The organism is Brevibacillus sp. HB1.2 (assembly GCF_013332495.1).
GTDB classification, from domain to species: domain Bacteria; phylum Bacillota; class Bacilli; order Brevibacillales; family Brevibacillaceae; genus Brevibacillus; species Brevibacillus porteri.
The window spans coordinates 106799-132673 of the sequence record NZ_JABMIU010000003.1 but is presented as its reverse complement, the minus strand read 5'-3'; the positions used below and the strand labels follow the sequence as shown (position 1 = coordinate 132673).

Genomic DNA, 25875 nt, shown 5'->3' with positions numbered 1-25875 from the left:
ATGTAATCATGATTTTCCGGCACCTCTACTACGTACCATCATACGCGTCCCTTGTAACGGTGGGATTCCGGGTCAGCTTACTCCAAATGCTTCAGCTTTCCTTCTCGGAGAGGATTTTCGGCTAAGTCTTGAACGTTGGCTTTCAGCGCTAGGGCCAACTCTCTGGGGAACAAGGGGATTAGCTTACTCTTTCTCGTCAATGAATTTGTTGGTGTTTTGTTTATTACCTTACTTTTTACACTGGTTTCAAAAAAATGTCAAGGGTTAGGCCACGACGCGCTTCACGCTGCGACGGCTTTCCACCTGCGACAAGAACAAGCTGAGAATCAGGATAATCGCGCCGAACAAATACGGTGCGTTCAAATGAACTCCGTACAGCGTACCTGCCACTGCTGGGCCGAAAATATTCCCCAGACTCATATAAGCATTGTTCATCCCTGCTACGAAGCCTTGTTCATCCCCTGCTCGCTTGGAAATCAGCGTGTTGATTGCCGGACGCATAATCGACGTCAGGGTAAAGAAGATAACTGTCATAATCAGCATATACCAGAAGTTACCAGACAACAGCATCAGCACCATCGATACAGCAGACAAGAAGAACGTCACGTTAATGAGCTTCTTCTCGCCAAAACGAGTAATGAGCTTGCCGATTAGCGCTCCCTGCACAATCGTACCAGCAAGTGCTCCCACTGTGATAATGATGGAAATATCACGCGGAGTATAAGCGAACTTCGCATCGACGAACAGCGGGAAGATAACTTCGAAGTTCGCCAAGCCAAATGTCATCGTAAAGATCAGCACTAGCATAATGAAGTACGACGATTGAAACGATTTGCCGAGTTGTACGAAGATGTTTTCCTGCTTCTCTTTGCCTTTTCGTGCCGCGAGCTGCTTTTCCTTCGGAAGTGATTCTGACAAGAAAAAGATGGAACCAAGTGTGGCTACCGCACCAACTGCCGCAGAAATGTAGAACGGCATACGCAAGCCAAGCTCCGCCAAAAACCCGCCAATACCAGGCCCGATAACAAATCCGAGCGACATGGCAGCTCCGAGCATCCCCAGTCCTTTTCCACGTTTATCCTCTGTCGTGATGTCTGCTACATACGCCAGCATGGACGGAATCATCGCTGCTGCCCCGATTCCGCCGATCAGACGAGAAAGGTAGAGCACCCAAGTCTGTTCAGCTAAGGCAAAGACCAGATTGGAGATCGTAAACAGGACGAGTCCCGATACAATCATGATTTTTCGACCGTACTTATCTGACCATTCCCCCGCAATCGGAGAAAACAGAAATTGGGTCACACCAAAGGCCGCCACCAAGTATCCGGCTGTCTCCCCGCCCGCGCCGAACTCTTTAAGAAATTCGGGCAAAATTGGAATAATCAAGCCAATTCCCAGCATGGCGATAAACATGTTGATCATTAGGAAGAGAATCGGTCGCTGACTATTCTCTTGTTTACTCATATTCATTTATCCATTCCTATCCTATAGATTTTTCTCTTTAGCCTTGCAGTTTCGCTTTCACACTCTCAATCACCGTGCGCCAAATGGCAGGGTCTGTAGATATCTTTTGCTTGAAGTTGCGGTACAACTCCTTTTGCTTTTCCTCAAAATCTGGAGCGTCTGTAGCCGGCAATCCTGCACGGGCAGTCGTAATCATTTCCTGCACTTCTGGAGAGCGCGGGCCCCAAACTCTTGCCTCGTAGCCATCCTGGTCGAGGAAGATAAAGATCGGGATCGCACGTGCTGTGCCATTGGTCAGGTATTGATCCATCAACTCCAGATTTTCGTCGCGGATGAGAAAGCGCAATTCGATGTTGCTTTCCTCGGCAATTCGCTGAATGACAGGAACGCACAAGGAAGCATCCCCACACCAGTCTGCGGTCAGCACGATCCCTTTCCAATTGCGTTGGGAGAGATCACCAAAGAACGCCAGATCCTCGTCTGTAAATGTGAGCTGATCGTATACGCGAGACAGCTCTTCTTTGTTGACGTTCATGCTTTCTTTGTACGCAGCAAAGCTCATTCCTTTTTCAAACCAACTGTTCTGATTCACGTTAGACATACTCCGTACTCCTCCTGTATAGTGAAAAATTATTGCTCCCAAATAGCAGAAGTTCCCAAGCGATTGCGAATGGAAGAGCTTCTTGTTTGGCGGGCTTCTTTCCCTGACGTCTGTTTCATGTTGCTTGCCTTGGCAGTCAGGTCTATAAACCACTCTCTATCTTTGGTTGCGAGGGCGAGGTCGATCAAATCATGCATGTGTTCTTCATCATCAAAAGAACCTACTGGAATGCGTTCCATCCACTGTCTTGGAATCACCACCTGCTTGCCGATCGTCTCTTCGTTGTCGCATTGAACCACATAAACTTTCGCGGTACCTCGCAATGAATCATCTGTTTCGACGAAGCCTTGTACTAACTCGCCGAATTTGGTTTTGCCTAATACCCATTCTCCGACTTCCAATAACTCATCTCGATTCATTCCCGTGCACCTCCTAATTGTAACGGAAATAATTACAGTTTCCATGTTAAAAATTTGTAACGTTACTGTTGCGAACTCTCCTGACATCCTTGACGGACCTTATCTAATACGGTCTGGATCGTGATTTGTTCCAAATACTTCGTGAAGTACATCTCTGCTTCGGTAAAAATCTGATCCATGACTCCGTGCATATTCGCAGAAATCTGACACGCTTCTTGCGGATCTCCCGAACACCAGTGCGGCTTAAGCGTACCGTTCGAGATCGAGCAATAAATCTCGGCCAAGGTGACCTCATTCGGGTCGCATGCGAGTATATAACCGCCGCCAATTCCCTCTTTGGTCTTCACAAACCCGTTCTTACGCAGAATGCTCATGATTTTGCGAATTCTGGCAGGATTCGTACATACATTTTTTGCGATGAGCTCACTGCTTGCCATATGCTCTGGGATATGAGCCAACAAAGCCAAGCTGTGAACAGCTATGGTAAATTCACTATTCACGTCACAGACGGCCTCCTTGCGAAGAGTACTGTAATAATAATTCGTACAGTTACGAATGTCAACAATTGTGTGGGGGCAAACTTTTTTTAAAACCGAGAGGTTTTTAATCTGCGGTGGTCGGGGGGAAGCGCAGGCACATGTTTTCCAGTCGCCTTTTTCCTCACTTCGTTCGGGCGGTCTCCTTCCAAACATGTACCTGCGCTTTTCAGACAGCTATTGCTTCTGTGGTTCTTTTTTGAAAGAGATTTTTAATAAAAAGGATTTCATCGCGGATGGGGATGCCGTTGTCTGCGATGAGGGGGATTTCTGGTTTGCTTTGGCGGGCCTTGTCCACGGCATTGATGTACAGCTCGTGAAGCTGATAGCCTCTTTTTTGATAAAAGCCCATGGCGTGCAGGTTATCGTTGGTGGTGACGAGCTTCATGAGGTGGCAGCCTTTTTCTTTGGCGGTCTGCTCTACTCGATTGAGAAGGGCGGTCCCGATTCCTTTGTTTTCGATCACGCTGTCTAAGGAAATGATTTCACATTCCTGATCTTCGAGTACATAGGAAATAAATCCGTTGATTGCACCATCTTCACCCTTCACTGCATAGCATTCACCTCTCAAAAATGATAAAGAGAAAGCCCCTGCTTGTGAGTCAGCAAGGGCTCTACATCATTACGAGCGCGCATCCAGCAGTACTTTTCCCGTGCTCGCCCTGCTCTCGACCCACGCATGGGCGCTCGCTGCGTATTCCAATGCAAAATGCTTACCGATCTTGATGTCGAGCTGGCCATTCGCCAAATACTCCAAGACTTGCTTCGCTGTATCCTGCAACAAGTTTGGACGCAGCTTACGTGTCGTACCAAAGCTGAAGCCTAATACAGAGCGGCAGCTGGCATGCAGGTCGATGGTCTTGATCTGACCGATTTCGCCGCTGGCATTGCCGAAATGGACGAGTCGACCGTACCATGCGAGACACTCGAGACTACGCTCGCTCACCGTTCCGGAAATCGAGTCCAAAATGACATCGGCTCCCGCACCATCTGTCAGCTCACGTACCTTTTCCACAAAATCTTCGCGATCATTGCAAATCACATGGTCGGCACCGGCTGACAAGGCAAGTTCCGCCTTTGCTTCATTACCAACTGTGCCGATGACACGTCCTGCTCCAAGCAGCTTGGCTAATTGAATCGCCGTCGTCCCGATTCCGCCTGCCGCAGCGTGAATCAGTACGGTTTCCCCTTTGGCAATGCGTGCAACCTTCGCAAGCAGCTGATACGAAGTAAATGACACGACTGGGCAAGCGGCTGCTGTTTCCGTGCTGATGTGATCTGGCAGGACAAAGGTCAAGCTCTCATCCGCCACAATATACTCAGCGTAAGATCCTTTGGCCGGAAATGCGATGACTCGTTGTCCCACCTTCAGACTTTGCACCTCTGCCCCTACCTGTTCGATCACGCCAGTCGCATCGAGTCCCGGAATAAACGGTAGCTTGGCTGCTCCCTTTTTTCCATATCTGGATTTGATATCGGCAAAATTGACACTGGTCATCTCGACGCGGATCAGGACCTGTGTAGGTGACATGGTCGGCATCTCGACTTCCGTATACTTCATCGTTTCCGGCCCGCCTAATTCCGTTACCAAGATCGCTTTCATAAGAACCCTCCAGGCAAGATCATAATGGAATGTTAGTTTTGCAGAATGGTCATGATCGCAGCTTTTTTCGCTGCGAACTCCTCGTCGGAAAGCACAGGCGTAAACGCAGCTCGCGGAATGTCCACCAATAGATCATGCCAAGATTTGCAGCCTTGATAAGCAACGTCAATCGGGATTTCTATCGGCTGCTCTAATCGATACATCCGCACGAACAAAATGTGCAACGGCTGTTTTTTCTTCCAATGCAAACGCACATCTGCAAAATTATCCGTCCAGATATGGAAGGGCGATAGCGCACGCAGTTTGGCTTCGTCCATCAACTCTACATCGTCGGTTACTTCGGCAAAATATTCGATCGTCACCGTCTTCTTATCCATTGTCCAGCCTTCAAGGGTCGCGTCCAAAAGGTGTTGGTAGTCTGCCTTTACCATGTCGCGCTTCTGGTGCTCATAGGTCGGATACAAATAAAATTGATTGTTTTCCAAGCGGAATTCTCGTGTTTCTTCGTATAATCCACCCTTGCGGATCGTGATGATCTGCTCACCTTCTCCAAGTGCTTTGACGGCGACTGCCCATTCCTTCAAGCTAAGGGGGGATAGCGGCTGTACGAACGACTGCATGCAGCAGTGCTCCCTTCTACTGTCAGAATCGTTTGATGACTTTAGTCTAGCCCAATTCCAGCTCGTTGAGAAGTCGTCTTCAACAGTTGATCGACATGCTGCATAGCTCCTTGCAGTCTCTCGGCATAATTTCCTCGCAGTGTCACGTACGTAATTCCCCGCTCATCCAGCATCTGGCGCAGCTTTTCATGATTGTGCAGGCGCACTTGCTCCTCTCCGTGCACACGCAGTCCATCATCTACCCACGCGACATCTGGCTCCATGAACAGCCACAAATCGTACGCTTGCTCTTTGGCAATCTGGTCGAGAACAGGGAAGGTTTGCCCGGTGTACAGTTCGGAGTAAAACTGGGTGACAATCGCTTCGGTATCGATGAACAAGAGCTTGTTGGCTTTCTGGCGCGCTTCGTACTCTTTCATTTTGTGACCGTACGCGATATGCGGAAAATACTCCGGTGTCAAAATCGTATCGCAGCCCCCGACCTCTTCGCAGATTGTGCGTCCATATTCCTCGACAAACACGGTGTTGTAGATTTTCGCTAGATAACGGGCCAAGGTCGATTTCCCGCAGCTCTCTGTTCCTACCACCACTACCTTTTTGACGAAATAGGGCTGAACAACAGCAGGAATGTGCTGCCAATGGGTGTAGACACCTTCGTTGCGAATTTGGGTAGCGGAGATCGGCACTTGGCTGCGTGATTCATCGAGAATGATGTGCGATGCCTCCGGGTATAAACGGCGAAATATCGGATCGTAGGCGGACTCGGAGCTGAAGACCAGATCGATTTTTTTCCCGATCTTGCGCTTGATGTCCGCTGCTCCCGCCTCCCATTCGTAGTTCTCATCGCTATCCGCACAATCCTCGACTGCAAGCACTCGGACATTTTCCATGTCCTTGACCAGCGTGGACAGCCATCTCAAGCGCACTTCATAGGGAATTGGCTTGATTCCTGCCTCCTCACACAGCTTTCGGTCGCGAATCGAGCTATGCGAGAGAACGACGTACAGTTCGTCGCAGCGGCAGGCCGCCTGTGTAATCGCGTATACATGTCCCTGATGCAGTGGCAAAAATTTGCCGCCAATGAAGCCTACGCCCCCCATGTCTGCTCCTCCCTTTGCTTGCGGTACTGTCTCACCCAGTTCATTAAGCCGTAGATGGCATTTACCAAATAAGCGGACCACATAACCAGCATCGAGATATCACTTCCGTCCTTCAAAAACGCTACCAGCCACATGTAGATCGTGAACAAATCAATGATGATCCAGACCACCCACTGCTCGACCAAACGCTTCACCATAAAGAGCATCGCGATGACGGAGAGAACAGCCGTCAAGGAATCGACAAAAGGCAAGGCCCCGCCCATTTGCTTCAATACAAACCCGTAGACAATCGTTGCGATGATGCTCAAGATCGTCCACCAGATGCGTGCTCGGTTGGACAAAATCGTAATCTTGACGTCATTTTGTTTGACTTCGGACACGCGGTTTTTGCGCCACAGATAGAGACCTATGAATTGCATCGGCAAAAAATAGAGAAGATTCAGCATTACTTCACCATAGTACTTTTGCCCATACGCCACGAATGCGTACAAAACCACATTGATGATACCCGGGTAGTAACTCCACGTCTTTCCTTTGGCGACGAGCACGACACTTAGCATCCCTGTCAAAGACGCGATCAAGCCGATTAATGTATCATCCAGCGCGAAATACAAGTAGAGGGTAACGAGTGTAAACGAGATGAGCCATATTTTTTCAAACCAATTCCAGTCTGCTAAAAAGCCGGTGCTTTTCGCATTCATGCGAATCTCTCCTTGAACGCTCGCAGGTTTTCCTGGCGCGCAGAATTGTCATAGACGGCAAAAACGATGTGGTCAAAAAGCTGTGCATACTGCTTCTCAATCAAAACAGTCGCAAAGTAATCTGCTACGTCCTCCGCTTTGTTGCGGAATACTCCGCAGCCATACGCTCCCAAAATGATCGTCCGGTGGTTGTGAATGGCTGCTGCCCGCAAAATTTTCCGGATGCGCTCCTTCATGACAGGGCCAATCTTCGCGATATTTTCAGGCTCTCGCTCACGAACAACCCCCGCATTCACAGCAGGCGCCGTAACAAAAGACAAGAGGTATGGATCATGCAAAAGCTGGTCGCTTTGGTCGCGGAGCACAGGGACCAGCGGTGAATAAATCATGTAGTCGGAATAAAAGCAGGTTTTCAATTGGCGATGATAGGTGTACATTTCCTGCATTTGCACGATGCAAGGATACAGCCCGGAGGAACGCGCCAAGCTCTCTTCCTGCGCTTGGCTTCCCCCGAGGAATCCTCCGCCCGGATTTTTGGCGGAAGCAAAATTCAAGCATACGGCATCTGCTCGTTTCTCGTGAACGACGAGGCGCTTGGCTGCATCCAGGCTGGATTCCGAGGTAACCTCGACTTTGGCGCGCAGCTGTGCAGCCGTTGTTTGATGCGATGGCAGTTGCACTGTGTCTGCTTCCAAATCATTTGGACGATACAGCACCGACTTGCTGATTGCAGCTGCTAGATCCTCCGTAATGCTCTTCTTTTCTCCCGCTTTGTTCAGGTAATAGCCCTGCTCTATGATTTGCAGCGTCTCTTGCGCGATTCGCACGCGCACGCTTCGATTGTGTCCCTGATTCATTGTGATTTCCTCCCTAGTACGGGGCTACGTCTGATCCATCCATTCCGGATTAAAGCGGAAATACTTGGATGGTCGGTGCCCGGCGTGTTTTCGATATTGATTCGTTTCCAGCACTTTGTCGGCTACCTTCCTCCGAAACGCCGCAGCCAACAGTTCACGTCCCAAAACCACCTCGTACACCTGTTGCAGATCGCTTAGCGTGAACAGCTCCGGCATTAAGGCAAAGGCGATGTCCGTGTATTCAATCTTGTTACGCAATCGCTCCAGTGCGTATTGAATGATTTTGGCGTGATCAAATGCAATGTTGTTCGTCTCTACAATTTCGCGGGTCTCACGTACGGTACGGCCCGTTACTGTTTTGGTGATCTTAATGGTGGCAGACAGCTCTTCACTCTCGTGCACAAGGCGCAGCTCCAGCCATTTTTCAGTAATGGAGCCGTCCGATGTCGCCGTCTTCGTTTCTTTCAGCCACCTGTCCTCGATGCGGTACCACTCCGCTTCATCTGCATCATCCCCTGCTTGCAGCTGTAAAGACGAGCTATCTACCAAGGCCATGTACGACGTGCTGATGACCCATGTCCGCGGATCTCTGCCCGTATCTCCCCAGGTGTAGAGCTGCTCCAAGTAAATGTCGTCTACGTTTGTTTCCGTACGCAACTCGCGTCTGGCTGCCTCCTCCAGACTCTCCCCAGGTGTAACAAACCCGCCTGGCAACGCCCATTGGCCGATATACGGATGCTCCCCACGCTTCACAAGCAATATTTTCAACGACTTGGGCGAGAGCTTGCGGTAATTCTCCTCCAGCTCATCCATCACGGTGAATACCAGCATATCGACTGTCACAGACGGCCGCTCGAATTGGCTGACATCATAAGCCTCCAAGTACTCCCGTTCGGTTTGACCTCGTTTATTGACATAAGGTTTATCTTTCATCCAATCGCCTCTTTTAGCTGCTGAATTGTTGTTGTCTTTTTGTTATTAACAAATTGTTATTATCAAGTTGTTGGTATCATATTACTCTTTCCTGTTTTTGGTGTCAACTAATAAAATCAGAGTAGGTTGTTATCAAAAAGCTACGTAGTGTTCAGTGAAAATAAAGTATTAGACCGGAACCCCTTATGGTACAAGGAGTTCCGGTCTTCTATATCACTAGATATTTGAAAATTAGTTTTAGACTGACTCATTTTAACTATCGATCCCGTTAGCTGAATAATTTAAAATCAAATGTATTTTTTTCTAGACATAATCCTTCATCAGAAGCTTTGATAATAATATCAAACCGCTGACTGTACGGATGCATAAACACTTCGTACTGAATCCGACGTTCTTCATGTGACTGCTTTAAATAGTTGATATCGGTTCTTCTGCTGATGGATGACAAGCAGTCATTTTATAACGGTGATTTTCGTTTTGATATGTATAGTCGATAATTGTATGCTTTCGTATGTTCGAACTAACAATATACGAATCTGTATTAATGTAATTCACTTCATTACATCAAATAAGATCTGTCCTTGCGACAGCTCCACGCTAGCCATTCGATCAGGGCAAGACGGCCGATCGGTGGCCTCGGCGAGCCGTCGCGCTGTCGGGCATGAGCTCAATCGGACGGCGTGCCCGGGTACCATACGCCGAGCCACTGTTCGGCGCCGTAGTCCTCGAACCGCTCCACCTCGGTGAACCCCAGCTTCACCGCGACACGCATCGAGGCCTCGTTGGCGGTCTGGGTGGAGAGCACCACCGGCTCGCCGGGATGCGCGTCGGCGAACCAGTCGAGCGCCGCAGCGCACGCCTCGGTGGCGTACCCGTGTCCCCACACCTGCGGTAGGAACATGTAGCCGAGCTCGGGCTCCCCGCCCTCTGGACGGATGTGACCCTTACGCTCCGGGTCGCGTCGATCGAGCGTGATCATGCCGATCGTTGTTCCATTGAGCTCTACCACGAAGAAGCCGAAGCGTTGCCCGGGCACTTCGGGCAGCGCGCGCTCGAGCTCGTCACGCGGTCGGGAGCCGCCGACGTAGGTGCCCACCTCTGGTGAGGCGAAGAGGTCGATCAGCGCCGCACGGTCCCGGGCCTTGGACTGGCGGAGCACGAGCCGCTCGGTCTTGATCGGGGCAGGTGGCCAGGTGACGGGGTGCACTGTGATCTCATCCGACATGGTGTAATCTCCCTTCTCTATATTAATTCTGTTTGTCCATGTCTAACAGCATATATCATTCATGTATTCCTCCTTGAGACCACCTAAGATAATTTCTTCAAGGTCGCTCTCTTAATTTCATAGTTCTTCAATAAAATACCCCTTTTAAGTAGTTTCCCCCAAATGTTCGATATTCGGTAAAATATTCAATTCCCCTTTTTTGGTTCATTGTTCTAAACTGCTAGTCTCATACTCTATTAATCAGTCTAAAAATTTGTTATCTCTCTACACGTAGAAGAAGCGCATTTCCAGACCAAGTGCCTCTGGAGCCCGCCCCAGCGTAGGAATAAATGGCGGGTCAAGTTTGAAGCGATCCCGCCATTTATTACGAAGCGGACATTTATACCCCTTGAGGGGCGTAGGCCGAAGCGTAGACTGGAAATGCGCTTCTTCCACCACCAAAGCCACTTTTTTAACCAAATGCAAAAAAGCCCCCTGCCAGCTCATTCACTGACAGGAGGCTTCTTAAAGACTTTTTGTTGCTTATATTAAGCAGCAGTCGGATCGGCTTTTACTGCCTGAACATAATCGTCTGCTTTCTTTTTGTCGAACTGACCTTCCCAACGAGAGATCACGATTGCTGCCAACGCATTACCTACTACGTTAACAACTGTACGAGCCATATCCATCAAACGGTCTACACCGGCGATGAAAGCAAGACCTTCTACTGGGAGACCTACAGAGCCGAGCGTAGCCAACAGTACTACGAACGATACTCCCGGTACACCAGCGATCCCTTTGGACGTAACCATCAGTACGAGCATCAGCGTGATCTGTGTGCTAATTGGCATGTGAATACCATACATTTGCGCAATGAACAGTGCAGCCAGTGCTTGGTACAGTGTGGAACCATCCAGGTTGAAGGAGTAGCCTGTCGGAATAACAAAAGACGTGATCGCCTTCGGACAGCCCATCTTCTCCATTTTTTGCATAATTTTAGGCAGTACAGTCTCGGAGCTGGAAGTGGAGTAAGCCAACAACAGCTCGTCCTTCAGTACACGCAGAATGGAAGTGATTTTGACTCCGCTGATACGTGCAATGGTGCCCAATACCACCAAAATGAAGAACAACATGGCAAAGTGAACCAAAATAACCAGTTTGCCCAATGGAATGAGCGATGACAATCCAAACTTGGAAACGGTAACACCAATCAGTGCAAAAACACCAAATGGAGCAAAACGCATGATTGTGTTTACAACCCAGAACATCGCGTCTGCAACCCCATTGAAGAAGTTGAGAACGGGCCTTCCTTTTTCCCCTGCTGCTGCTACACCAAGTCCAAACAGAACGGAGAAGAAAATAATGGCTAACATGTCGCCACGAGCCAGTGAATCAAACACATTGGTTGGCACAATATTGACGAATGTTTCCACCATGCCGTGGCTTTGTGTCGTTTCTGCCGTGTCTACATACTTGTGGATATCGGTTTTGGTAAGAACTGTTCTATCCACACCGACACCTGGTTGAAAAATGTTCGCCGCCAAAAGACCAACGATAATGGCAATCGTGGTAACGATTTCAAAATACAGAATTGTCTTACCACCGATTTTGCCCAGCTTCTTCATGTCACCTACGCCTGCTACGCCCACAATAAGCGTGGCAACAACGATCGGAACGACAATCATTTTAATCAATCGGAGAAAAATATCACCGATAGGCTGTAAATAGGTCGCCACTGCCGGGTTGCCGTAAAAAATAGCACCCACCAGGATACCCAGAATGAGACCGACGACAATCTGCATCGCTAATCCAAACCGCTTCATTCTGACACCTCGCTATGAAAGATTAAGATGTGACTCTCAAGTCGATATGCTTACACGCATCAAACTTGAGTGGTATATAGGTGAGAATCATATCATGACTTTTTGTGTTTTCCCCTTTTTTATATTCTTTTCATTTCTTTATTTTTTCTGATAATACGCTATCGAATCGCGATATTACTGGGCTCATTGTGTTCGCTTCTGGAAAAATGATAAAATAAGGGAATCAATTTTCAGCGATTTTTCATTAAGAATGGAGCGCAGTCATGACGATTCGGAAAATGATCATCCTGCTACTGGTTCTGGCAGTCGGGTTGTTTCTTTTACCTTACTCCGTTCCCTTTTTGCTAGCATTGTTAACAGCAATTCTGGTTGAGCCGCTCGTCTTGTTTCTTATCAAAAGGCTACGTATGAATCGGATGAGTGCGGTAATCGCATCCTTTTTCCTGTTCCTCATTTCTTTTGGAATCGTACTGTACTGGATTGGTACGCAGATCGTGATTCAGGGAATTGATTTGGCTCAGCGATTACCAGCTTTTTCGCAGCATATTTTCGAGTTGGTCGAATCCTATTTGATGAGCTGGGAAACTTACTATGAATCGCTACCTGCCGAAACCGTCTCGGAAATCCAGAGTGTCTTCGCTGGTCTCAAGAGCTGGGCGCTTACTTCAGCCTCCACCGTTGCCAAAGGCATTCTCGGTGTGGCAGCCATCGTTCCGGGCTTTTTGATCTCCACGATTATTTACTTGGTTGCCTTGTTTTTGATCAGTCTCGATTTACCGAAATTACGTGCGGGCTTCATGAGAATGTTCACGGTGTCTGCTCGTGAAAAGGTTGAGGTGGTTATCTCTCAATTGAACCGTGCCACCGTTGGATTTCTACGTGCCCAAATCATCTTGAGCCTGATGACGTTCACGCTGTCCTTTTTGGGATTGCTCATTTTGCAGGTCAAGTATGCAGCCGTCATTTCGCTCATGATTGTTTTCGTCGATATTCTCCCCATATTGGGCGCAGGCTCGTTCCTCGTTCCATGGGCCATATACAACTTCTTGATGGGCAACTCTTATTTGGCAATCGGCCTGATCGTCATCTTCCTCGTGATTACGGTCGTCCGCCGCATTATTGAGCCAAAGGTACTCGCATCTAATCTGGGAATTAGTGCTCTTGCCGCTCTTGTCAGCTTGTTCCTTGGATTTCAGGTGATGGGATTTTTCGGGCTGATACTCGGTCCAGCGCTCGTCATCATCTACGAGGCGCTGCGGAAAGCTGGATTCTTGAATTTCAAAATAGATTTTTGATGGGCACAAAAGATAGGTAGTGCTATGGCCGTTTTTTCCGGTGATGAATCGGAAAAGCGGCCGTTAATATAGAAAGAGCTGGGGGAGCGCTTATGTGTGCATACAAAGAACTGACCACTTCACAACGGACGATCATGACGCCAGGGCCCGTCGAGGCCGAGCCTAGTGTTCTTCGCGTAATGGGTTCACCCATTTTGGGACAATTCGATCCAGAATTCACGAACATCATGAACGAAACAATGGAAATGCTTCGGAAATTGTTTCAGACATCCAATCATTGGGCATTCCCTATTGACGGAACTTCCCGGGCGGGCATTGAGGCCGTTTTGTGTAGCATAATCGAACCAGGCGATCGGGTGCTTGTGCCCATTTATGGACGCTTCGGGCACTTGCTCACGGAGATTGCGGAAAGGTACGGAGCAGATGTGATTACGATGGAAACGCGCTGGGGAAGTGTCTTTGAACCGCAGGACGTCATTGCCGAAATCGAGCGAGTTCAGCCCAAAATCGTAGCAATGGTTCACGGCGAAACATCCACCGGATGCGTTCAGCCTTTGAAGGAAATCGGAGAAGCTTGCCGCCGGATGGATGTCCTATTTGTCGTCGATGCTGTCGCTTCGATCGGCGGGACAGAAGTGAAGGTAGACGATTGGTATATCGACGCATGTATTGGCGGCACGCAAAAATGCTTGTCTGTCCCCTCTGGGATGGCTCCTATCACGTTTAATTCTCGTGTCGAAGCGCTCTTGCTCCAGCGGAAAAAGATCGAGCGTGGTCTCGCTGATCCCTCTACTCCAAAATCTGCTCAAACCCGAACAATCCGCAGCAACTATTTTGACTTGAGCCAGCTCATGGATTACTGGGGACCTGCACGGCTGAACCACCATACGGAGGCGACAACGATGCTATACGCCTTGCGCGAGGGAGTGCGCATTGCCCTCACGGAAGGTCTGGCAGCGAGATTCGCCAGACATCGCTTGCATGAACAAGCCTTGGTCGCTGGTGTATTGGCGATGGGATTGCAGCTCTACGGCGATCCGGCTTGCAAGCTTCCCGTCGTGACCTGCATCAAAATTCCTGAGGGACTGGACGGAGAGTCAGTCCGCGCTATGCTGCTCGAGGATTTTCATATTGAAATTGCCAGTTCCTTCGGGCCACTAAAAGGGACAATCTGGCGGATTGGCACAATGGGCTACAGCTGCCGGAAGAAAAATATTTTGCATGTGCTAGGGGCGTTGGAAGCGGTTCTCATCCGGCATGGAGCGCGTGTGCATGCAGGACGGGCTGTACAAGCTGCTTTAGATATTTATCATAGCTAAAAACAAAGGCCGCCGGGTCAATATAATACCCGAGCGGCTTTTATTATGTTCACAACTGATTGCGAATTACCGTTCACTAGTCACATTTGTAAGACGCCCATCTGACACGATGATCTTCCCGTTGACCAGCACATGCGAATACCCATTGGCTGCTGCATCGGTGCCTCATATGTTGCCCGGTCTACGATCTTGTTCGGGTCAAATTTATTTGTGTTCTCCCATTCCCTTCGAAGGTACGTTCCCCACTGAGGGATGGGACGGAACTTGATTTTTTTGACTCTCCACTTTGATAGTTTTCTCTATAACAATTGTCGTAATACAATCTCTTTTTCAATATGAGTCGCATACACCCCGAATTTTGGTGCAGCTACCTCAACCTTCCCCGACAGTAGAAGTTTCACAGCAAGATAAGGGAAGTTCACACCTGATAAGCATGAAGAATGCAAACCGCCTGACGCTCGCGGATTAATCTCTAATAATTTGGGCACACCATTTTTGTACTTTACTTGAACGTTGAAAAGGTAAGGAAGTCGCAGCTGTTCATGGACTGCTTTTGCCAGATCTATAAGTGCTTGATTATCCTCTAACAAACGAATTCGTCCTTCTACTTTTTTCCGTGGTACGATCGCAATTAACTCCTCTTCTGTTGCCAGGCAATCAATACTGTATTCCCAATCATCCAAATACTCCATGACCATGATGTCATCTACGATTTGATCCCCTATGATGCTCAGAACTTCTTCGATGGCGATCGTTTGGTTGCTTGATCCGAGCAGCTTGTCTAGGGGATTCATGTGTTCTTCAATGATATGAAAGCCCGCTCCTCCTTCGCCACTAGCAGGTTTAAAGCAGACCTTATGTCCTTTTTCTCTTAGCTTCTCATAGGCAATCTTAAATTGCTCGCTTGTGTTGACAATGAAATAATCAGGTATGTGTAATCCCGGGGTATCCCTCAAGGCTTGAAAGAGCTTTCCTTTGTCTGATACGGTTTCTAATAAGTCGGCATCTTTGCATACTAGAACAGATGTGCCTACTTGTTCAAACCGATCTATATGCTTTGCAATTTCCACCAGTCTATAATTCGGGAAAAAGATATCGATCTGATGCTTCTGACAAAACTGCACGCAGTATTCAATATACTCTGGAATTGACAAGCTTGGTTCAATCTCTGCAACATCAGCATTTTGCAGCATCACGCTATACCGTTTTGGGTGAGTGACATAAAACTCAAAGTCCAAACCGTCCGGATTTGTACGAATCATATCAATAAAATGATACGCTGTAGAGAAAGTACGATTAAACCAAATGCGTTTCTTCATGAGAAGTTCTTCCCTTCAACTCTTCATTATTTATAAAGAAAAGCGAAAGTCGCAATGACCTCGCTCTTATCATGTATCTTCTTTATGGACTTACCACTTTTCACACAATCAAAAACTAGGCAACAGCTTTTTCTGATTTTTCCTCTTTGCTTTTTCTACTTTTCAACCACCCAGCCAGAATGACAGCGACCGTTAAAACGATAGTAATAATCAGACCAACTGTGCTAGAAATATAATTTTGAATGATTTTGTCTTTCACAATCATATCGCCAGCAGTCCAAGCCAGAATTCCCGATCCAATGTAAGCAATGATTGGGAATCTTTCCAAAGCCTTCAAAATAAATGCCGATCCGATCAGGATAATCGGAATCGAGACAAGTACACCAATTGCGATTAACGTAATGCTTCCGTGACTCACACCTGCAACCGCGATTACATTGTCCAAACTCATCAACGCATCTGCGTATATGATCGTCCCTACTGCACCCATTAAGGTCGTTCCACTCTTGATGTTGTCCTCGCCTTCATCAGCAGCTAACAGCTTGTAGGCTACCTGAAGAAGCAGTAAACCACCGATTGCTTTTAAAAGCGGAATTTGAATCAGCCAGACCACCATCGCAGCAAAAACAATACGTAGCGCAATCGCACCAAAAGTACCAATAAAAATGGCCTTCTTCTGTTGTTGTTTCGGGAGATTTCTCGCTGCCATTGCAATTACAACAGCATTGTCTCCGCTCAACACGATGTCAATCAGGATGATCGCTAGTAGCGCGCTCCATGATTGAACTAAAAAATCAGCTATCATTTCCATAAATACAGTTCACTCCATTTCTAATGATGTCCGCAAATAGTAACTGTATCTTTTGCTATTTCGAACCGACTGTCCAGCGCATATTCCACCCGTAGTAACGATCCATCTCCTGATGACCGGAGAAGTATTCAACCAATCTCCTGATATTGAACGTATCACCTTGTCTCTCAATCATCGCTACGGCACACACCCCTTTACGCGGGTCATGCACATCCATTTTCACTTCGATGGCTGGATTGTCAGCTTGCGTAATCGTTACCACACCATCGGTTTCTGCCCATTTGGCAACACCTTCGTAAATAAAAGCGTAGATTAGGATTCGTTCGAATTCCTTGACATTATTTCCGTTGATACGTAGATTCTCTCCTTCTGATCGGGTGCCTGTGCGGTCATCCCCATCTAATGCAATATAAGGAAAGTCGCGGTAGTCGCCAAGATTTCCACCTAATGCTTGTATACACCCTTTATATCCATCTGATAATTCATAAAGGCAGCCAAGGTCTAAGTCAATTCCTTTGCTTCTACCAAAAAAGCCCGTGTTCTGCTTTGTGCCTTTATTCCAGTTGAGGTTAACTAAGAGCTGCCCCAGGTTTGCTGAGGTTTTCTTTAAACTAATTGCCTCTCCCTTTTTCTTCAACTCAATTTTTGTGATCGAAATAGGGGGAGAAGTAGACACGACGGGTTCGGGTTTCGGTTCGGGTTTCGGTGCAGGATTTGGTTCTGGCGCTTTCGACTCCGGCGTTTTTTCTTGGGATACCTCGATCCCAAAGTTTCCGCACAAAGCTGCCAGACCGCCATGAAAGCCACTACCAATCGCATTAAATTTCCATTGTCCTTGATGTCTGTATAGCTCTCCTGCCACAATTGCATTTTCAATCGTAAAACTATCGAGCGGAAACTGAATAATTTCAGTGTTAGTAGAAGGATGTAGAATACGAAGATAAAGACTCGAAACACGATTAAATGAATGATTACGTGCAATCGCATCATAAATGGTAAGAGTAAAAGCGATCTTTTCTACATCAAGTGGTACATTCATTAAATCAATGTCAAAACGCTGTCTTTCGCTCGATCCTGTTTGAAGAGATACAGAGCCATTCGTTGATCTGGGGTTGCTGTAGAAAATAAAATCTTCTTCTTTATTCACTTTACCACTTTTCCCGATTAAGAAAGCCGAAGCATCCAGGTCAAGCCCATCGTTAGCAGTCCAGCTCAGTTCCACTGTAATTTTGGAAAGTCCAGGATTTGACTTCGTTATATCGACTTTTTGTCCCTTAATCGTCGTCATTCCCATTTCGATCACCCTTTATTTCAAAGGTCAGAAAACAGGTGCTAGCGCAATTACTAGCACCCATTTCTGGAAATTATGAAACTTGCAAACCAAAGTTATTGGCTAACGCTCGTAGACCACCGGAAAAACCGCTACCCACGGCTGCAAACTTCCACTCGCCTTGATGGCGATACAATTCACAAACAACAATTGCCGTTTCTACAGAGAAATCTTCTCCAAGATCGTAGCGCAGAACTTCTCTGCCTGTTGTCTCATCTACAATTCGAACAAACGCATTTGATACTTGTCCAAAGTTTTGGTTTCTGATATCAGCCTCATGAATCGTAATCGTGATCGCTACTTTTTCAATGTCAGCTGGAACAGCCTTCAAATCCACTTTGATTTGCTCATCGTCGCCGTCACCCTCACCAGTCAGGTTGTCACCAGTGTGAACCACAGATCCATTCCCGCCTTGAAGGTTGTTGTAAAAGACAAAATCTTGAATCCCGGACGCTCTTCCACCAGTACGCAAAAGGAAAGCAGCTGCGTCGAGGTCAAAAGCTTGTCCGCCACTGTATTTATTTGTGTCCCAACCAAGACCAACAACGATTTTTGTTAAATTCGGATTGCCTTTTGTAAGATCAATTTTCTGACCTTTAGTTAAACTAATAACTGACATAAAAATTCAATCCTTCATCTGTGATTTGTATGCTTCCTATCCGATGTTTACTCCGAAATCGCGAGCGAGTCCTGCCAATCCATCTTTGTAACCAGAACCGATTGCACTGAACTTCCATTCGCTACCGTTACGATACAGCTCTCCAACTACAATCGCAGTTTCGATAGAGAAGTCTTCGCCCAAATCATAGCGGAGTAATTCTTCGTTGTTTGCAGGATTTACCACGCGTGCATAAGCGTTGGAAACCTGTCCAAAGTTTTGGTTACGAGTTTGCGCATCATAAATCGTGATAGCAAAAGAGATTTTTTGAATACTAGCCGATACTTTGGACAAATCAATATTGATTACTTCATCGTCGCCTTCCCCTTCGCCAGTGCGGTTATCACCAGAGTGCACAACGGAACCGTCAGGGCTAGTTGCATTATTGAAGAAAATAAAGTGTTGGTCATCCAGTACTTTTCCTGCATCATTCAAGAGAAATACGGAAGCGTCGAGGTCGAAGCTTTGTCCACCGTCATACTTGTTTGTATCCCAACCAAGACCTACCTGAATTTGAACCAGACCAGGATTCGTTTTCGTGAGATCTACCTTTTGACCTTTTTGCAAAGATACTGCCATGTTAAAAAACCTCCTTATATTTCATTCATTTTAAAAACTTTCAAATTAACTATATCTTCTTACAAGTTGGGAGATAGCTGTGTCTGTCGTCCCTTCGCCAATCGCAGAAAACTTCCACTCACCATCGTAACGGTATAGTTCTCCAATAATTAACGAAGTTTTTCCCGAATAATTATCGGTAAGATTAAACTTGCACAAATTCTGATTGTTCGAAGCATTGACTACGCGAATATACGCATTGCCGATCATCCCGAAATCTTGGCGACGACTCACACAATCGTAAATATTCACAACGAACACCAATTTATGTACATCATTGGGTACTCGGCTCAAGTCTACGTTCACTTGCTCATCATCACCTTCACCATCTCCGGTGAGATTATCTCCTGAGTGTGATACGCTGCCGCATTGACTTTTTTTGTTGCCGAAGTAAACAAGGTTCTTCTCTTTAGTTATTTTCCCGTTCTGGTCGAGCATAATTACGGAAGCGTCACAATCGATGTTTGCGTTACTCCCGCCACCAAAAATGCCTCCAAGCAACCCGCCACTTTTCTTGACCGGGTCCCAGCCTAGACCAACTAACAATTTAGTTAATCCTGCATTCCCTTTTGTCAGGTCGATCTTCTGACCTTTTTGCAAACTGACTACTGACATGTTCTACCTCCCAACCTCATTAAAATTTTACAGATTCATGTAATGAAGTAAAATTTTTTAGACATCACTATTATTTCATAAATCTACCAAAATATCTACATGAATCCCGTAAAATCGACGATATGTGCAATTTTTTGACAAGTAATAACATTTTACAGATTTAACGTGTTATCTTTATCTGCTCAATGACCCAGTCAAGAATTTCCTCTGACGCTCGTATTCCATTCTTAGCTGTAAACTGAAACGGTGTGTCTTGTGCTGATATTTGAGCAAGATGATAGATTTCCCCATGAGAAGGAATCAGAGAGTTTTTCGTGCAGGACACCAAAGGCAAATCGAGCAAAGAGTCTCCCGATGCGAAAATCTCTGTCCTCTTTTCGATGTCTTTTACATAGAGGACTGCATCGCGTTTATTCACGGCTCTTGGCACAAAATAAAGCTTTCTCCCCTGGATGGATACTGTCCAATTGCCTTGCTCCATCCATTGCACAAAACCGTCCCATTCGCTTGTTGGCATATTTTGGCGATCGATGATGAAATAATGAAACAGATCTTCTGCCGATTTTCCATTGAGAATCCAGCTTGAGTCTTTTATGTCTTCAAAACGCGCCAAAATATCCGTGATGGATATGCACTCATCCTCTATACGCTCACGAATTTTTTTGTTCCACGACTCATCGACAGCCCCATTACGGATGATATTCCCACCATTGCTCGTGACCGCATACGCAGGCCGCAGCTCGTTCTGAAATACCGTGATTCTCCTATATTGCTCGATCGTTCTCGTAGTCACTGGAATAAACAGCATGTGCTTATGGATCTCTTGCAGTAGCAATAGTGCCCGCTCTGTCATATACGAAATTGGCTTTCCATCCAGTTGCTCGATTAAGCGTACCTGCAGCGTCGGGTCCGTTAAGAACCGCTCCGAATATATCAACGTCTGGTCAAGATCACTGGCAAAGATCATCGGTTATCCTCCCCCTGTGGACGAATGATCCCACAACAAGAGTAGGAAAGGTCTGAACGTTCTTCAACCGGTACACCGCGATCATGGGCCAGCAAAAGAATGTGGGCTAAATAAGGATTATCCATTCGATTCACAAGGATTTTCCACGGAACTCTTCGCAAAAGGACACGAGTGGTCTCTCCCACTCCAGGCTTGATTAGATTGATATCATTTATCTTGTAATCCTGTTGTATTCGCTGGATATCACGTTCGCCACTCCATGTGATCCATTGCTCCTCATCTTGAATCAAGTGCATGCTGCACTGTTGCTTCGCTGTGTCTGCCAGCTCGTGGAAATGTTTAGCGATGGTATCAACAAAAAGATTGGATACGTCCTCAGACAACCATTCACGATAGTATTTCGCCCCGTGAAAGTCTGTACGTCCGATTAAATCCTGGCGATGAACAGTCCGACTGACCAAGCCTGATACCGTAGAATTGAGACATGCACTCGGGATAAGAAAATCTTCCCGTGTTCCAAACTTGCTCACACAATGACCAGGATCAGCCAATACTGCCAGATCGTCATCAAGATGAGTTCCCAGCTTTTCATTAAAGGATTTGATCGCTTTTTGCAGCACCCGCGTAATCGCACCTTTTCCCGTCCATCCATCCACAAACTGAATTTTGGCTCCTGGATGCTTGTCTAGCATATACAAAAGAGCATTCTCATCGATGCCCTTTCCACGGATAATAGAGATGCTATAGTGTGGAATATGTAGCCGATGAATGGATTCCAGATACCTTTTTATTAAAATGCCAATTGGCGTTCCTGCCCTGGCAAGTGAGGCAATCACTACATTATTTCCCTTCGTAGCCTTAATCAGCTCTGCTACGATGGCAACTGCCAATGCAACCTTTTTGGCTGATGTTTGTAAGGTTTGATGGAACAATTCCATATATTCTTTTGTTGGACGGTATTCGATCGGTAGCATCTCTGAGTAATGGTGTCCCGTCTGAATTAATTCCTCACGATCCTCTGTCCCTGTCTCCCTTATCAATCCGTTTATCTCTTTAAGCAGAAATGTCACATCACCTGGAGGGTAGCTGCCCATTGGTGAAGGTTCTTGGATTACGCGTTGTAACAACTGTGAATTCAAGAGTCTACGCCACCTTTATCCGAAAAATACGATATATTTATTGGGGATGGAAAGATTATTCAGCACGTCATAAAAGGAGCGCAATCGCTCTCCCGTCGTCCCTCGCTCAAAAAATACGAATACATCTGAATAGTAGTTATCAGGGATGTTGTAACAAAAATTCGGTACAAGCGGGTCATCAGGAGAAGAGAAGGAGAATGCATTTTTCACTGCGTACTTCTCCATCTCAGAAGGATGGATCGGGCTTCTTGTGGTCGACTGGTACCAAACGTCATCACCCATATGCGCCGCAATCATCATTGGGATGTACATAAATTCGCCTGTCCCCATGCATAAAGTTTTTCCGCTCCTATACGCGCCTAATTCGATTCCCGTTTTTTCGCAGTACGTATTCAGCAAGTTTTGATCCGAGCTTATCATCCCAAAACGTCCCGTTTGCAACAAATACGGCCGTTGATTAGGAAAGTCGCTTGAATCCATAGAGGTATAGCTCAAACGCGGCCATTCTGCCCCATCCATTTGTATAATTTTAGGGAAGCTGCTGGTTCGCTCAACAATACTCTTTTCTTCATTATCATTCTTTTCAACCGGTGCTCCCTCCACTTTGATTTGTCCTTTCACGAGGGATACGTTAGTAATTGTGATGTTTAATTCCTCTTGTAACTCCCTGAATCGCTGACAATCCTCATCAGATCGCCAGTCGAGCAAGGAAGCCACAATGTAATGACTACGAGGATACTTCTTTTGTATTTCTCGAATGATATTGAGCGCAGTTTTGCCTGTAGTGATCTCATCATCTACCAAAACAATCGGCGCATCTGTGGATAACAAGTGGTCCTCACGAGGGTACATAAGATGAGCCACTGCGTGAGAATGCTCCTCTTCAAACGTAATGGATGGCTGTATATCCTGAATCATTTCTCTTGTCGTATGGATATAGTACGCGTTGTTCTGAAAGCAGCTAAACATGGAATGACCGAGGCCCGTTGCAGTTTCGGCAAAGCCGATAAAAAGCACCTGCTCAGGCAGTTCAAATCGCTTTTGCATCAGTTGCTGGAAGACCTCTTGACTTCTCTCTTGATTCATCAAGCCTTGAACAAGTGGAGCAGTATCCACCTGCTTACCGTAGTAGGCTTCTAAAAAACGCGCACCTAGTAAAGCACCACTCACCAACGATACAGCCGGAATGACTGGAATATGCTTTCCTAGTACCTTACTTACGAACAAAAAGCCTCTCTTCTTATTAATCCGACCTGCCATTCCGAAAAGAAGCTCTAGTGGAAGATCAAATGGATTCTTCTCCACAATCACTTCCACTTCCAAACTATCGAGAATATTGAAGCTGTATCTTGGAGGATTTTGCCAAGAGGTTGATAAAGTTGTTGTGTCCATGATACACCCCATAAATTTTTGATTTCACCAAAACTCTTTTTGCCCAATTAGTATGCGGCTTTACTTCATTCATTTTGTTGGAAAAGTTACTTTTCAGTACTCCGTTGGAATTGCTTTGCAGGATGCTCATGGCATCCTCGTATTCTTCATGGCTAACAACAGAGAGAGAATGAATGATTTTGATATGACTTGGATGAATGATGGTCTTGCCCGTCAATCCATTCTCTTTATCTAGGAGCACTTCTTTTATCAGTCCGTCTTCAAATTTATTTAAAAGCTTTAATCTCAGTTTTCTTCCTTGTACGCCACCAAGCTGTTTTTCAAAAGGCGACTCTCTTAGCTGCGGCTTGAGCAGTCGATCCCCATTAGTAAAGTACTCCCAAACCGGTCCAGAGAGAACATACCCCTTTTCGGTTCTAGTAAAAATATTGACCATGTCACTAATACAATCCCGAATCGTAGAAATGTCGTAGATAGTCACATCGGGTCCCCTTCTCAACCCAAACAGGCTGGAAAAATCAGTAGCACCCATCCGGACGTTCAAAACGAGATCTTCATATTTATCTAAAATTTGCCGAATCGAAACAAGCTCGTCCACTCGCGTTTCTTTATAAATAACCTCAGCAGATTCCAGAATAGGCATACCGTAAACCGTAAAAGAAAGAGGGGCGTTAATCGAATGGAGAATGGAAAAATATTCTTCGCCATTTCTGCTCGTGAATTTTGGGAAAACAAAACCAGCGAGCACATATAGATCTTCACCCAGCGTATCTGCTATACGTTTCATTTGGGCTGCGTCCCGAACCCGAATAAAAATAAGAGGAACATCATTGATATCCAGTTCACCGAGTCGCAGCTGGTGTGCCAGGATAGCAAATTGTTTAAGCAAGCTTTGCTCCGCTTCCACAACTTCGTGATCACCGATTGCATCTTCCAAACAAGCCACCATCGAAACAAGACCTTCATGCTTCTTTCGAACAATATCTTGAGAAATCGTTGCCTTCGTTGCAGGCATGTATAATGTAGCTCCCAGACTAAAGGAAAGGATTTCCTTCTCCGTGTTTCTATTAAACGAAACCGGTTTTCCATAAAATAATTCATCGCGTTCTTCTACACTCAAATAATCGAAATGTCTCATGAATAAACGTTTTTACTACAATAGTAAAAACCCCGCCCCTTTCCTAATTTATCCATACCATTATCATTTGGAAGCTATACACATTTAAATAACATTACATCCAATAGAGAAAACAATTGTAAATATAACTTACTCTTTCCAGTATAATAAAAATGTCGATATGAAACGAATTAAATTTCGACAAAAATTACGAAAACAATGTCATTTTTTCTTGTTTTTTGATGACGCTGGAATAGGAGACATTCTATGCTACTAAAAAAAGGGCAGAAAACGGATATTACCAAAAATATCAATGCAGAAAAGTGGATCGTATGTTTAGGATGGGAATCAAAAGAGGAGATTGAGATTGACTCTGCGGCATTCTTGTTAGATATTTCCGGGAATTGCCAACAGGATGAAGATTTCATTTTTTACGGAAATACCATGAGCATCACCCAAGCAGTAAAGCACTCAACAGCGCCTGGTAAAGATAAAGAGCAAATAGAAATCATAGAGAAGAAAATTCCTCCTAACATTCATCGAATCGCATTAACTCTAACCATTCATGAAGCTGAAAAAAGAGACCACCGTTTCGGACAAATTCATGACGCATACGTTCGAATAGTGAACCCGTCTGATGGAACCGAATTATTGCGCTTCGAATTTGGATCAGATTTAGAGAACGAGACCGCAATTGTTACTGCTGAACTATATCGTTATAACGGAGAGTGGAAGTTCAATGCAATTGGAAGTGGATTTAACGGAGGATTAGCTGCGTTATGCCGCAATTTTGGACTTGATGTCAGCGAAGAGGAAGAGACATTACCGCCTCCTCTCCCCGTTACATTAACCAAAATTGAACTGACAAAGAAAGAGTCTGTGCAAATAAGGAAATCTGAAAAGATCACCACTCATCTGGAATGGACCAGCAAGAAAGACCTGGATTTGTATTGTTTCTTTGTTACTCGGGATGGCGTAGAAGGAAAAGTCTATTACAAAAATAAAGGCACCTCAACAAAGTCACCGTTTATTACATTAGATGGAGATTCCAAAAATGCCGGTAGAGAAACCATTCACATTCATCGCCCAGATCAATTGCGCTATGTTTTATTCGCCGCCTATAGTGCATTAAGTAATGGAATAGGAAGTTTTAAATCTATGCATGCAAGGGCTGTTGTGGAGAATCACGTAGGACAAACTGTGATCGCTCCCTTATTAGAAGAAAATAAATATGCCTATTGGGTTGCCATTGCCCACATTGACTTTACAGATCAAAGCGAAATGAAAATCAGCCACGTAGAAAAATACTCGAAGAATAACTCAGAAAAGTCTCCGCTCCTTTATAAGGATGGAAGTTTTAAAATGGATGTTGGACCTGAAGAATTTAAGTCTCCCTCTATCTTTCATCTATTTGGAGCGAAAAAGTAAAAAAGA

Annotated in this window: 27 protein-coding genes, 1 pseudogene and 1 other annotated feature (1 of these 29 running past the window's edge); of the genes and pseudogenes, 3 read left to right on the top strand and 25 right to left on the bottom strand. The window is 45.9% G+C overall.

What is annotated here, in order from left to right; all coding sequences use genetic code 11:
* Positions 1-209 (bottom strand) — a binding site (T-box leader) (it extends 50 nt beyond the left edge of the window).
* Between the two features lie 55 nt (positions 210-264).
* From HPY28_RS08745 to HPY28_RS08675, 15 genes and pseudogenes are all read right to left on the bottom strand, one after another.
* Positions 265-1470: an MFS transporter gene (locus HPY28_RS08745; RefSeq protein ID WP_017250940.1), complete on the bottom strand. Its 1206-nt coding sequence runs from the start codon at positions 1468-1470 to the stop codon at positions 265-267.
* Between the two features lie 31 nt (positions 1471-1501).
* A complete protein-coding gene (locus tag HPY28_RS08740; RefSeq protein ID WP_174225692.1) occupies positions 1502-2065 on the bottom strand; it encodes a thioredoxin family protein in 564 nt (187 codons plus the stop codon).
* Positions 2066-2094: 29 nt separating this feature from the next.
* Positions 2095-2484 carry an IDEAL domain-containing protein gene (locus HPY28_RS08735; RefSeq protein ID WP_069845729.1) on the bottom strand — a complete coding sequence of 130 codons (390 nt, stop codon included), beginning with the start codon at positions 2482-2484 and terminating at the stop codon, positions 2095-2097.
* A 62-nt stretch (positions 2485-2546) separates the two neighbouring features.
* Positions 2547-2984, bottom strand: a complete 438-nt coding sequence (locus HPY28_RS08730; protein ID WP_174230413.1) for an RrF2 family transcriptional regulator — start codon at positions 2982-2984, stop codon at positions 2547-2549.
* 205 nt (positions 2985-3189) lie between these two features.
* Positions 3190-3570 (bottom strand): GNAT family N-acetyltransferase, encoded by a 381-nt coding sequence (locus HPY28_RS08725; RefSeq protein WP_371813449.1) that lies wholly within the window; start codon positions 3568-3570, stop codon positions 3190-3192.
* Between the two features lie 72 nt (positions 3571-3642).
* On the bottom strand, positions 3643-4623 hold the full coding sequence (locus tag HPY28_RS08720) for a quinone oxidoreductase family protein (RefSeq protein ID WP_174230412.1): 981 nt from the start codon (positions 4621-4623) through the stop codon (positions 3643-3645).
* 32 nt (positions 4624-4655) lie between these two features.
* Positions 4656-5243 carry a DUF1802 family protein gene (locus tag HPY28_RS08715; RefSeq protein WP_173624153.1) on the bottom strand — a complete coding sequence of 196 codons (588 nt, stop codon included), beginning with the start codon at positions 5241-5243 and terminating at the stop codon, positions 4656-4658.
* A gap of 41 nt (positions 5244-5284) precedes the next feature.
* A complete protein-coding gene (nadR, locus tag HPY28_RS08710; protein WP_174225690.1) occupies positions 5285-6343 on the bottom strand; it encodes a multifunctional transcriptional regulator/nicotinamide-nucleotide adenylyltransferase/ribosylnicotinamide kinase NadR in 1059 nt (352 codons plus the stop codon).
* On the bottom strand, positions 6331-7044 hold the full coding sequence (gene pnuC / locus HPY28_RS08705) for a nicotinamide riboside transporter PnuC (RefSeq protein ID WP_069845741.1): 714 nt from the start codon (positions 7042-7044) through the stop codon (positions 6331-6333). Before pnuC ends, nadR begins: the two co-directional genes overlap by 13 nt.
* Entirely contained in the window at positions 7041-7901 is an 861-nt protein-coding gene (locus tag HPY28_RS08700; protein WP_174230411.1) for a TIGR02452 family protein, read from the bottom strand. Before HPY28_RS08700 ends, pnuC begins: the two co-directional genes overlap by 4 nt.
* Positions 7902-7925: 24 nt before the next feature.
* Positions 7926-8834 (bottom strand): NUDIX hydrolase, encoded by a 909-nt coding sequence (locus HPY28_RS08695; protein WP_174230410.1) that lies wholly within the window; start codon positions 8832-8834, stop codon positions 7926-7928.
* A gap of 268 nt (positions 8835-9102) precedes the next feature.
* Positions 9103-9395 (bottom strand): annotated as a pseudogene (locus HPY28_RS08690) (phosphoribulokinase); the annotation flags it as partial.
* 106 nt (positions 9396-9501) lie between these two features.
* Positions 9502-10059 carry a GNAT family N-acetyltransferase gene (locus HPY28_RS08685; protein WP_174230409.1) on the bottom strand — a complete coding sequence of 186 codons (558 nt, stop codon included), beginning with the start codon at positions 10057-10059 and terminating at the stop codon, positions 9502-9504.
* A 264-nt stretch (positions 10060-10323) separates the two neighbouring features.
* Complete coding sequence (locus HPY28_RS08680; RefSeq protein ID WP_174225686.1) at positions 10324-10524, bottom strand: hypothetical protein; 201 nt, start codon at positions 10522-10524, stop codon at positions 10324-10326.
* Between the two features lie 62 nt (positions 10525-10586).
* Positions 10587-11861: a cation:dicarboxylate symporter family transporter gene (locus tag HPY28_RS08675; RefSeq protein ID WP_017250928.1), complete on the bottom strand. Its 1275-nt coding sequence runs from the start codon at positions 11859-11861 to the stop codon at positions 10587-10589.
* A 263-nt stretch (positions 11862-12124) separates the two neighbouring features.
* Between HPY28_RS08675 and ytvI the strand changes: the two genes are divergently transcribed.
* On the top strand, positions 12125-13156 hold the full coding sequence (gene ytvI, locus HPY28_RS08670; RefSeq protein ID WP_017250927.1) for a sporulation integral membrane protein YtvI: 1032 nt from the start codon (positions 12125-12127) through the stop codon (positions 13154-13156).
* Positions 13157-13248: 92 nt separating this feature from the next.
* The gene (locus tag HPY28_RS08665; RefSeq protein WP_069845755.1) at positions 13249-14475 is read left to right on the top strand and encodes a pyridoxal-phosphate-dependent aminotransferase family protein; all 1227 of its coding nucleotides are present in this window, start codon (positions 13249-13251) and stop codon (positions 14473-14475) included.
* Between the two features lie 299 nt (positions 14476-14774).
* Here HPY28_RS08665 and HPY28_RS08660 read toward each other — a convergent pair whose 3' ends face one another.
* From HPY28_RS08660 to HPY28_RS08615, 10 genes are all read right to left on the bottom strand, one after another.
* Positions 14775-15794: an ATP-grasp domain-containing protein gene (locus HPY28_RS08660; RefSeq protein WP_174230408.1), complete on the bottom strand. Its 1020-nt coding sequence runs from the start codon at positions 15792-15794 to the stop codon at positions 14775-14777.
* A gap of 115 nt (positions 15795-15909) precedes the next feature.
* Positions 15910-16605, bottom strand: a complete 696-nt coding sequence (locus HPY28_RS08655) for a TerC family protein (protein ID WP_017250924.1) — start codon at positions 16603-16605, stop codon at positions 15910-15912.
* Between the two features lie 55 nt (positions 16606-16660).
* Positions 16661-17899: a TerD family protein gene (locus HPY28_RS08650; protein ID WP_174230407.1), complete on the bottom strand. Its 1239-nt coding sequence runs from the start codon at positions 17897-17899 to the stop codon at positions 16661-16663.
* A 70-nt stretch (positions 17900-17969) separates the two neighbouring features.
* Positions 17970-18554 (bottom strand): TerD family protein, encoded by a 585-nt coding sequence (locus HPY28_RS08645; protein WP_017250922.1) that lies wholly within the window; start codon positions 18552-18554, stop codon positions 17970-17972.
* A gap of 36 nt (positions 18555-18590) precedes the next feature.
* A complete protein-coding gene (locus tag HPY28_RS08640; protein ID WP_017250921.1) occupies positions 18591-19172 on the bottom strand; it encodes a TerD family protein in 582 nt (193 codons plus the stop codon).
* A 45-nt stretch (positions 19173-19217) separates the two neighbouring features.
* On the bottom strand, positions 19218-19826 hold the full coding sequence (locus tag HPY28_RS08635; protein WP_017250920.1) for a TerD family protein: 609 nt from the start codon (positions 19824-19826) through the stop codon (positions 19218-19220).
* Positions 19827-19986: 160 nt separating this feature from the next.
* The gene (locus HPY28_RS08630; RefSeq protein WP_017250919.1) at positions 19987-20793 is read right to left on the bottom strand and encodes an HAD family hydrolase; all 807 of its coding nucleotides are present in this window, start codon (positions 20791-20793) and stop codon (positions 19987-19989) included.
* A complete protein-coding gene (locus HPY28_RS08625; RefSeq protein WP_052168355.1) occupies positions 20790-21887 on the bottom strand; it encodes a cysteine protease StiP family protein in 1098 nt (365 codons plus the stop codon). The genes HPY28_RS08630 and HPY28_RS08625 overlap by 4 nt, the downstream gene beginning before the upstream one ends.
* Before the next feature lie 60 nt (positions 21888-21947).
* Positions 21948-23324 carry a phosphoribosyltransferase family protein gene (locus HPY28_RS08620; RefSeq protein ID WP_254613090.1) on the bottom strand — a complete coding sequence of 459 codons (1377 nt, stop codon included), beginning with the start codon at positions 23322-23324 and terminating at the stop codon, positions 21948-21950.
* Positions 23257-24462 (bottom strand): HpcH/HpaI aldolase/citrate lyase family protein, encoded by a 1206-nt coding sequence (locus HPY28_RS08615; RefSeq protein ID WP_174230406.1) that lies wholly within the window; start codon positions 24460-24462, stop codon positions 23257-23259. Before HPY28_RS08615 ends, HPY28_RS08620 begins: the two co-directional genes overlap by 68 nt.
* A 246-nt stretch (positions 24463-24708) precedes the next feature.
* On the opposite strand from HPY28_RS08615, the gene HPY28_RS08610 reads away from it, so the two are divergent.
* Positions 24709-25869, top strand: coding sequence for a TerD family protein (locus HPY28_RS08610; protein ID WP_173624161.1), 1161 nt, complete (start codon positions 24709-24711; stop codon positions 25867-25869).
* The last annotated feature ends 6 nt before the right edge of the window (positions 25870-25875 follow it).